This is a genomic window from Novosphingobium beihaiense, from assembly GCF_022832375.1.
GTDB lineage: Bacteria > Pseudomonadota > Alphaproteobacteria > Sphingomonadales > Sphingomonadaceae > Novosphingobium > Novosphingobium beihaiensis.
This window is the reverse complement of the sequence record NZ_JALHLG010000007.1, coordinates 308,561-316,930: the sequence shown is the minus strand read 5'-3', so window position 1 is coordinate 316,930 and position 8,370 is coordinate 308,561. Positions and strand designations below refer to the sequence as shown.

The 8,370-nt window shown below is 66.6% G+C and carries 7 protein-coding genes; 2 read left to right on the top strand and 5 right to left on the bottom strand.

Annotation, left to right across the window (positions count from 1 at the left end; all coding sequences use genetic code 11):
* Positions 1-893, bottom strand: an 893-nt coding sequence (locus MTR66_RS08335) for an endonuclease/exonuclease/phosphatase family protein (RefSeq protein ID WP_243919641.1), incomplete at its 3' end; no start/stop codon positions are given.
* Positions 894-1,230: 337 nt separating this feature from the next.
* On the opposite strand from MTR66_RS08335, the gene MTR66_RS21200 reads away from it, so the two are divergent.
* Positions 1,231-1,362: a hypothetical protein gene (locus tag MTR66_RS21200; protein ID WP_268740359.1), complete on the top strand. Its 132-nt coding sequence runs from the start codon at positions 1,231-1,233 to the stop codon at positions 1,360-1,362.
* A gap of 65 nt (positions 1,363-1,427) precedes the next feature.
* Here MTR66_RS21200 and MTR66_RS08330 read toward each other — a convergent pair whose 3' ends face one another.
* Together MTR66_RS08330 and MTR66_RS08325 are read right to left on the bottom strand one after the other, a co-directional pair.
* On the bottom strand, positions 1,428-2,126 hold the full coding sequence (locus MTR66_RS08330) for a sugar transferase (RefSeq protein WP_243919639.1): 699 nt from the start codon (positions 2,124-2,126) through the stop codon (positions 1,428-1,430).
* 313 nt (positions 2,127-2,439) lie between these two features.
* On the bottom strand, positions 2,440-3,279 hold the full coding sequence (locus tag MTR66_RS08325; protein ID WP_243919638.1) for a sulfotransferase family protein: 840 nt from the start codon (positions 3,277-3,279) through the stop codon (positions 2,440-2,442).
* A 206-nt stretch (positions 3,280-3,485) separates the two neighbouring features.
* On the opposite strand from MTR66_RS08325, the gene MTR66_RS08320 reads away from it, so the two are divergent.
* Positions 3,486-4,955, top strand: a complete 1,470-nt coding sequence (locus MTR66_RS08320) for an oligosaccharide flippase family protein (RefSeq protein WP_243919636.1) — start codon at positions 3,486-3,488, stop codon at positions 4,953-4,955.
* A 114-nt stretch (positions 4,956-5,069) separates the two neighbouring features.
* Here the strand turns inward: MTR66_RS08320 and glgX are convergent, their stop codons facing one another.
* Positions 5,070-6,890, bottom strand: coding sequence for a glycogen debranching protein GlgX (gene glgX / locus MTR66_RS08315; RefSeq protein ID WP_243919635.1), 1,821 nt, complete (start codon positions 6,888-6,890; stop codon positions 5,070-5,072).
* A gap of 13 nt (positions 6,891-6,903) precedes the next feature.
* Entirely contained in the window at positions 6,904-8,367 is a 1,464-nt protein-coding gene (gene glgA, locus MTR66_RS08310) for a glycogen synthase GlgA (RefSeq protein WP_243919634.1), read from the bottom strand.
* Positions 8,368-8,370: the final 3 nt, after the last annotated feature.

Sequence of the window (8,370 nt, the reverse complement as noted above, 5' to 3'; positions counted from 1 at the left end):
GCCCGGCACAAGTCCGCCACATAGCCCAGATGATCGGACCCGAGATCGGGAGAACGCCTGACCGCCGCCACGCGCCAGTTGCGGCCGACAAGCAACTGGTCGATCTGCCATAGCCCGCCGATCCGGTGCCCGCCGTAGCGCACCGGCCAGGTCGGGCCGCCCGCGGCCGCCACGCGAAGGCCGTTTCGCCGGGCGAAAGCGCGCAGCGTGCGCATGCGCGGCGACATGTTGAAATCGCCCATGACGATCGCATCGGCAGGAGACTGTAATGCCGTTTCCAGTTCGGCAAGTTCGGCGCGTTGCCGCCCAAGAGGTAGCGGGCGCGAAAGGTGGGTTGCCAGCACTTCTCCCCCGTTTCCCAAGGCAAGCGGGGCAAAGGCCATGCGCACGGCGGACAGCGCCTTGCGATTTGCCGGATCGCCGTGCGCGAGCGGCTCGGCATCGCGGGGGCGCATCGCCGCATAGACAAGCGTGGAGCAGCGCCCCCTGGTCAGACAGCTCTGGCGATAGGGGTAGTGCTTTGCGAGATAAGCCCGCAGTTTCCGCGCCCTTTTTCCCACTTCCGCGACGCCGACAATCTCCGGGCGTTCGCGCGCGATCCAGTCCGCGATGGGGCGCGCCAGAGCCGGATTGTGCGCATTGATCCAGGCCACTCGCAGAGTCGCTTGCGCTGGCGGGCATGACGCAGGCTGGGGAGCAGGCACCAGTGCCACGGCGCCGGGGATCAGGCACAGGCCCGCCAGCCCCTTTCCGGCCTTGGTCCGCGCCCGCAGCAGCAGCCGGATCGCGCAAACACCGCTCACCAGCGCTGCGGGCAGTTCCGCCAGCGAGGCCAGATCCAGAACGGGAAGCGCACCGCCAAACCACGCCGCCGCGAGGACTGGCAGACACAAGATCAGCCCGGCAACGGCTAGCCTGTCCAGCCAGACGCCGGAGCGCCGGCCAGTTGAACGGGGGCCAGTCGAGCGCGGCCCGATCAAACGAGGGTCACTCAAACGCGGGGCTGCCCGTCATCGATAAGCATATGCCCTGTTTCCTCCTGCGCTGCGCCGCTCAGCAAATGCAGGATACAGAAAATCCCTCCGAATTCGATACGAAACCGGCGGGTTCCGGTTTGAAGCCGTGCCGGTGCGCATCTATTCTATGCCGCGATCGGGTGTCCCCAAGCGGCCAACCCATCAGACAACATGGGAAGGCGGCAAACGTCTTCGGAAAAGTTCGAGAGGTCGCATGAACAGGCACGTACACCGGATATTCGTCATACCGTCCTGCCATCTGGCGGACCGCATCTCTCCTGGCGGCTGGAGCATGGCCATCGCCATGGGGCTGGCTCTTTGGTGGGGCCTGTTCTCCCTGCTGTGAGCAAACGCCTGCGTGGCGATGGCGAACAGGGATTCGGGTTCCCGCAACCCTGGGAGGAAAGCCCCTTAATAAGACCCCCGCGCCATGACGACCGCCGGAACCGTCTTGCACAGCAGCCAGGCGTCCAGCGCCAGGCTTTTGCGGGCAATATAGGATAAGTCCATCTCCACCCGCTGCTGAAACGACGTATCGCTCCGCCCGCTTGTCTGCCACAGGCCGGTGAGGCCGGGCCGGACCAGGCAGTAATGCGGGAAATGGCTGCCGTAGCAGGCCACTTCGTCATCGACGATCGGACGGGGGCCCACCATGCTCATATCCCCCATCAGCACATTGATGAGCTGGGGAAACTCATCGAGACTGAGCTTGCGCATCACCGCGCCAACGGGGGTGACGCGCGGGTCTTTGCGGAGCTTGCGCCCCACCTCCCATTCGCGGCGCGCCGCCTCGTTCGTTTCTAGATGCGCCCGCAGGATGGCATCCCCGTCCACTTTCATCGTCCGGAACTTGAGGCAGTTGAAGTACCGCCCACGGTATCCGATCCGGCGGTGAACGAAGAAAACCGGCCCCGGATCACTGACGAACAGCACCAGCGTCACCAGCACCAGAAACGGAAGCACGGCGATCAGGATCAGCAAAGCCAGCACAATGTCGAAACCACGCCAGGCCCCGCTTTCCCACCAGGACACCGGGCGCCGGACAGGTTCGACTCTGTCCGCAGGCCACGCAAATGCATCCGGGGGCGCTGCCCCCCGTTCAAGGTCCATATCCACCTACTCCTCCCTGAAGCCGGATGTTAGCCGGAAGTATCAACCGACCCTAACTGGCTACCACCCACCATTTTGCACCCGCAACGGGAGTTGTATTCAATACGGTTCAATAACAATTGCCGACTTAATCGAATAACTTGCCACATTTATTAGGTATAGGCACATAAGATACTCTACATGGAGAACGCATTTACAGGAATAAAGCCCCACAGATCCGGAATAGATATTTCCGCAGCGCACAATCAAACCGCCCCATACAAAGATCGGGAATGGAAGCAGCCCTGTGCACGGCCCCTTCGCGAAGCGCGCGTCACACGCCCGTGCGATCCGCCGCGAACAGTGCGCTCAGTCCTTGATAGAGGCCGTTCGCCTGCCGCACCGCCGCTTCGGGCAGATCAAGGGCAGGCCCGGCCGGGCGCGACAAGGCCGGTTCGATCCGCGAATAACGCCCGCTCTGCAACGGGTCTCCCCCGCCCTTGCGGCGCGAGGCGGCCATGCTGGCGTAGCGGTTCTCCAGCGGCGGATCGAAGCCGATCCGGGCCGATATCGCCGCCAGTGCCGCATCGGGATCGCGAACAAGCGCCTCGTGCGTGAGCCCGGTGCGCCGGTGCGCGGGAAAGCGGTGCCACAGGCCCTCCAGCGCGGTCAGCCGCTCGATATAGTAGGCCGCTGCCTCTTCCTGCGTGCGGTATTCGTCCCGCCCGAGCTGCGCGTAGAGATTGACGATCGAACGGATCGCCTCGTCAGGCCTGCGCACCACGAAGACCGCCCGCGCCTCGAAGAACCCGGGCGGCGCCGCGCGATCGTGGCGCGAATGGAGGATCTTGTCGAACAGCGCGGCCGCCTGCGGCTTCCAGCCGCCCCGGCGCATCTGGTTGAGCGCGAGGCGCCCCAGCGCGCCCTGCCCGTCATAGCGGATATGCGCTTCCCCATAGCCGCTGATGTCCGGGCGGGAGCACAGGATGTTGGACAGCGCGGTGGACCCGCACCGCATATGGGCGAGGATGAACAGGCAGTTGCGATAGCGGTAGCCCGGCCGGGACCGGCTGATCAGCCAGCCGGCGGTGTTCTTTCCGGTTTCGCGCAAGGTTTCGATCATGGCCGCAACGATATCCATCCGCCGCCGGTGCGCGCGCGCAATTCGCTCCATCCCGGCGGCAATTCGGATTCTGCCTGCGCGCCGGGGTGGTAGAAACGCCGTGTCCGTTACGGCCCGGCACGCAAGAAACGGCACCGGCAAACCGCGGCTGGAATGGACCGGCCCTTCGGCGAAAGCCGCAGGCGCGGCCTTTCAGCGCCCGGCAGCGGCTCGCCCGCCTCCGGCCTCCTTTCAGCCCTGCCTGCGGGATGCGGCCTATGACGACGACGAGTGCGGTTCCCGGCAGACAAGCCCTTCGCGCGGCGGGGCGGCAAAGCGCGAAGGCGCTGTTCGCCTTTACCGCGCGCGCCTTGCAGCAAGTCTCCACGCTGGTGATGACGCTGCTGGCGGCGCGGTTTCTGCTGCCCGCGCAATATGGCGTCTACAGCCTGGGCATCGTCTTCATCGTGCTGGTCCAGACGATGACTTATACCGGATTCTACCAGTTCATCCTGACCTCGAAGGAAGAGGATAGCGCGGTGCTCTCCACCTGCTTCTGGCTGATCCTCGGGCTGGTGTCGCTCGCCTCGCTCGTTCTGGCACTGGCGGCGTTTCCTCTGGAATGGATGTTTCAGGCCCATCCGCTGGGCACCGTGCTGCTGCTGCTCGCCCTGATCCAGCCGCTGGCGAGCGTGGGCGCATGGTCCTCCGCCGCGCTGCTGCGGCGCGGGGAAGTCACGCTGAACTTCACAGTGATGTTCGCGCAGAACCTGGTAGCGCTGATCGGCGGGGCCATGCTGCTGTGGTTCTGGCATTCGATCTATGCGCTCGTCGCCTTCCGCTATCTGCGCGTGCTGACCGGCGCGGTGCTCTATGCCGTTCTGGGGCGGGACTGGCCGCAGTGGACTTTCCGCCGCGATCTGGCCCGCAAGGCCGCAGCCTTTTCGGGCGGGCTCTACGGATCGCGGTTCCTCGCCTTCCTCGCGCGCTATGCCGCCGATCTGCTGCTGGGCCTGCTGCATTCGCCCGCGGCTGTCGGCCTCTACCGCTTCGGCAACCGGGTGGCGACGGGGGCGACCGACGTGTTCAACCAGCCGATGAGCACGTTCGCCGCCACCCAGTTCGGCGCGGCTGCCCGGCAGGACCGCGATCTTGCCGTGCCGCTCGCGCGCTTTGCCGGGGCCATCACCATGCTCACCGGCCTTACCGGCGCGGTGATCATCGTGTTCGCCCACGATGTGATCGCGCTCTTTTTCCAGACCTCGTACCTCGCCGCGCTCGCCGTTACCTATGCCATGGCCCTGCGCGGCGCGGCGGGCGCAGGGCAGATGCTGATCGAGCCGGCTTTCGCCGCACTGGGCCGGACGGGCTGGGTGATGATGTTCGATCTCGTCTCCACCGGAGTTGCGATAGCGGCGGTCTTCGCCGCCTCGCCTTTCGGGCTGGAGGTGCTGGCGTGGACGCAGGCGGCCGTCGTACTCGGCACCACCGGCTGGGCTTTCGGCCTGCTGCGCTGGCGCGGGCAGATCCGCATCGGCGACGCCCTCAGGGCCTTTGGCGGAGCGGTGATGCTGTGCGCGCTCTATGGCGGGCTGCTGGCGATCTGCCGCATGGGTATCGCGGCCTTACCGCTCTCCCCCCTGGCGGCGCTGGTGCTGGGGCTGGCCTGTGCGGGAGGGCTCGCACTGGCGGTGCTGGCTCTCGCCGTGCGCTTGCGCATTTTTAGCCTGCAGGCCTTTTCGGGATAGGGATCACATACTTTGGATCGTCATTGCGAGGCCCGCAGGGCCGTGGCAATCCAGAGCACAGGACACTGCCCTGGATTGCTTCGCTCCGCTCACAATGACGAAGATTTCGTGCCCTTAAGCCGTGAAATCGATATCCACCAGATGCCGCGCGCGGCAGATTTCCACGCGCAATTCGCCTTCGCCGGTGCCTTCCTCGGGTTCGGCATCGTAGATGAAGGAATGCCCGTTCATGTGCTCCCAATCGGCCACGGTCATCAGGCGCCCTTCGGCGGTCAGCCAGCGCACTTTGTCCGGAAACCGCGCGAAGGAGCGCAGCCGCCCGTGCCGCTTGGCCGATAGCATGGCCACATAGTCTTCCAGTTCGCTGTCGCGCGCGGCCCAGTCCACCCAACCGATCGGATTGTCCTGACAATAGGCGTTGTTGTTGCCCTGCTGGCTGCGCCCGAACTCATCGCCCGCCGTCAGCATGATCGTGCCGGTCGAGGCGAAGAGCGTGCCGAGCAGCGCCTTGAGATCGGCCTTGCGCGCGGCCAGCACTCGCGGATCATGGCTGGGGCCTTCCACGCCGTTATTCCAGCTATGGTTCTCCCCATGCCCGTCGCGGTTGTTTTCGCCGTTCGCTTCGTTGTGGCGGTGGGCATAGGCCACCACGTCGGCAAGCGTGAAACCGTCGTGCGCGGCGAGGAAGTTGACCGAGCGGCAATCCGAATGGGGCTGGTGCGGGCCGAACACGTCCGACGATCCGGCCAGCCGGGTCGCCAGCACGCCAATACCTTCCTCGCCTTTCCAGAAGCGCCGCACATCGTCGCGGAAGCGGTCGTTCCATTCGAGCCAGTGCGCCGGGAAGTTGCCGAGCTGGTAACCGCCGGGGCCGATGTCCCACGGCTCGGCAATCAACACGCGGTCAGCCAGCAGCGGATCGGCCTCGATCCCGGCGAAGATGGGCGCGGCGGGATCGAAGCCGGGGCCGCGCGCCATGACCGGCGCGAGATCGAAGCGGAACCCGTCGATCCCGCAATGCGCCACGAAATGCCGCATCGTATCGAGCGCCAGTTCCCGCACCGCCGGGTTGGCAAAGTCTAGCGTGTTGCCGCAGCCGGTATCGTTGATCAGCGTGCCGTCCGGCGCATGGGCATAGGCGGCATTGTCCAGCCCGCGCAGCGAGAGCACGCCGCCGCCGGTGTCGCTTTCGCCCGAATGGTTGAACACCAGATCGAGCAGCACGCCGATCCCTTCGGCGTGGAGCGCGGCCACGGTCTCCCGCAGTTCCGCCACGCCGCCCGGGCACAGGCCGGGATCGAGCGCCATCATCGCCACCGGGTTATAGCCCCAGGCGTTGACGAGGCCGAGCGGCGGCAAGTGGCGTTCGTCCACCCAGGCGACGATCGGCATCAGCTCGACGGCATGGACGCTGAGCTTCTTCAGATGCGCCAGCACCGCCGGATGCGCCAGCGCGGCCACCGTGCCGCGCAGATGCTCGGGCACATCGGGATGGCGGATCGTGAAACCGCGCACATTGAGTTCGTAAACCAGCCCGCCGCGCGCGAAACGGGCCGCCGCCTTGGGCAGCGGCGCACACGGCGCGGCCACGATGGCGCGCGGCACGATATCGGCCGTATCCTCGCCATAGATACCCAGGCGCGGATCCTGCACGAAGCGCCGGTCCAGCTCCACGGCATAGGGATCGACCAGCAGCTTGGCCGGATCGAACCAGTGCTGGCGCGTGGGCGACCATTCGCCCAGCGCGCGGTAACCGTAGCGAGTGCCTGCCAGATTGCCCGGCAGCTCCAATTCCCATTCGGGGCCCGCGCGCTGCATGGCATGGCGTGTTTCCTCATCCCCGTCGAAAAGGCACAGCCACACCGCATCGGCCTGCGGCGCGCGCACGGCAAAGCGCGTGGCCTGCGCGCCAACCACGGCGCCCAGTTCCTTCATACCGGCGGCGCCTTCATGCCAACAGCGACCGGTAGAGGTCCGCATAGGCCTTGCCGCTGCGGGCCCAGGAGAAATCGCTCTTCATCCCGTTCTTCTGGATGCGCTGCCAGACTTCGCCCTGATGGAACAGATCAACCGTGCGGGTGAGCACGGCGGCGAGGCTGTCGTAATTCACCCCGTCGAACTGCACGCCGGTGGCGCAGCCCACGGCCAGCGCGGCGGGATTGGCATCGATCACCGTATCGGCGAGCCCCCCGGTGCGCACGACCACCGGCAGGCAGCCATAGGCAAGGCCATAGAGCTGCGTCAGCCCGCAGGGCTCGAAGCGCGAGGGAATCAGGATCGCATCGCCGCCGCCCATCATGCGGTGCGAGAGCCCCTCGTCATAGCCGATGCGCACGCCGATGCGGCCGGGATGGCGCGCCGCTCCTTTCAGCAGTTCCTGCTCGATCCCCGCATCGCCCGAACCGAGCAGCGCCAGCCGCGCGCCGATACCCGCGAGGTGATCGAGCACTTCGGGCAGCACGTCCACGCCCTTCTGCCAGGTCAGGCGCGAAACGGCGACGAACAGCGGCCCTTCCGCTTCGTCGAGACCGAATTCGGCCTCCAGCGCGCGCTTGTTCGCCACGCGCTTTTCCAGCGTGCGGTGGGTGTAGGGCGCGGCGAGCGCCTCATCCTGCGCCGGGTTCCACAGCGCCGTGTCGATCCCGTTGAGAATGCCCGAGACGGCATGGCCGCGCGCGGCGATCAGCCCTTCCAGCCCCATGCCGAACGCGGCGGAGCGGATTTCACGCGCATACGTGGGGCTGACAGTCGTCACCGCATCGGCGCAGGCCAGCCCTGCTTTCAGCATGCCGAGCCCGCCGTGATATTCGACGCCGTCCATCGTCCACGCCCGGGACGGCAGGCCGAGCTGCGCGAACACCTCCGCCCCGAACCAGCCCTGAAAGGCCATGTTGTGGATGGTCATGACCGAAGGCACCGGCCCCTCGCCGCCGTAAGGCGCAAAGCGCAAATAGGCCGCTGCCATCGCCGCCTGCCAGTCATGCGCATGGAGCAAATCGAACCGCTGGGGCTTGCCGCCCTTCACCATGATCCCGCCCGCCAGATCGGCCGCCGCCCGGCCCAGTGCGGCAAAGCGGTGCCAGTTGTCCGCCCAGTCGCGCCCGTCCGGCGCGGTGTAGGGCGACCCTTCGCGGGCAAAGAGCGCGGGCGCATCGAGCACCAGCAGCGGATGGGTACCGTCCAGCTTGCCCGCCAGCAGCCGCGCCGGAGTGCCCAGCAGCGAATCCCACACATGCACCGCCCGCGCGCGCTTGAGCACCTGCATCACCGCCGGATAGCCGGGCAGCAGCGTAGTCATCTCCACCCCGTGCGGCGCCAGCGCGGCAGGCAGCGCCCCCGCGACATCGGCGAGCCCGCCGGTCTTGACCAGCGGCACGGCTTCGGAAGCGACAGACAGGACTTTCAACGGCATGGA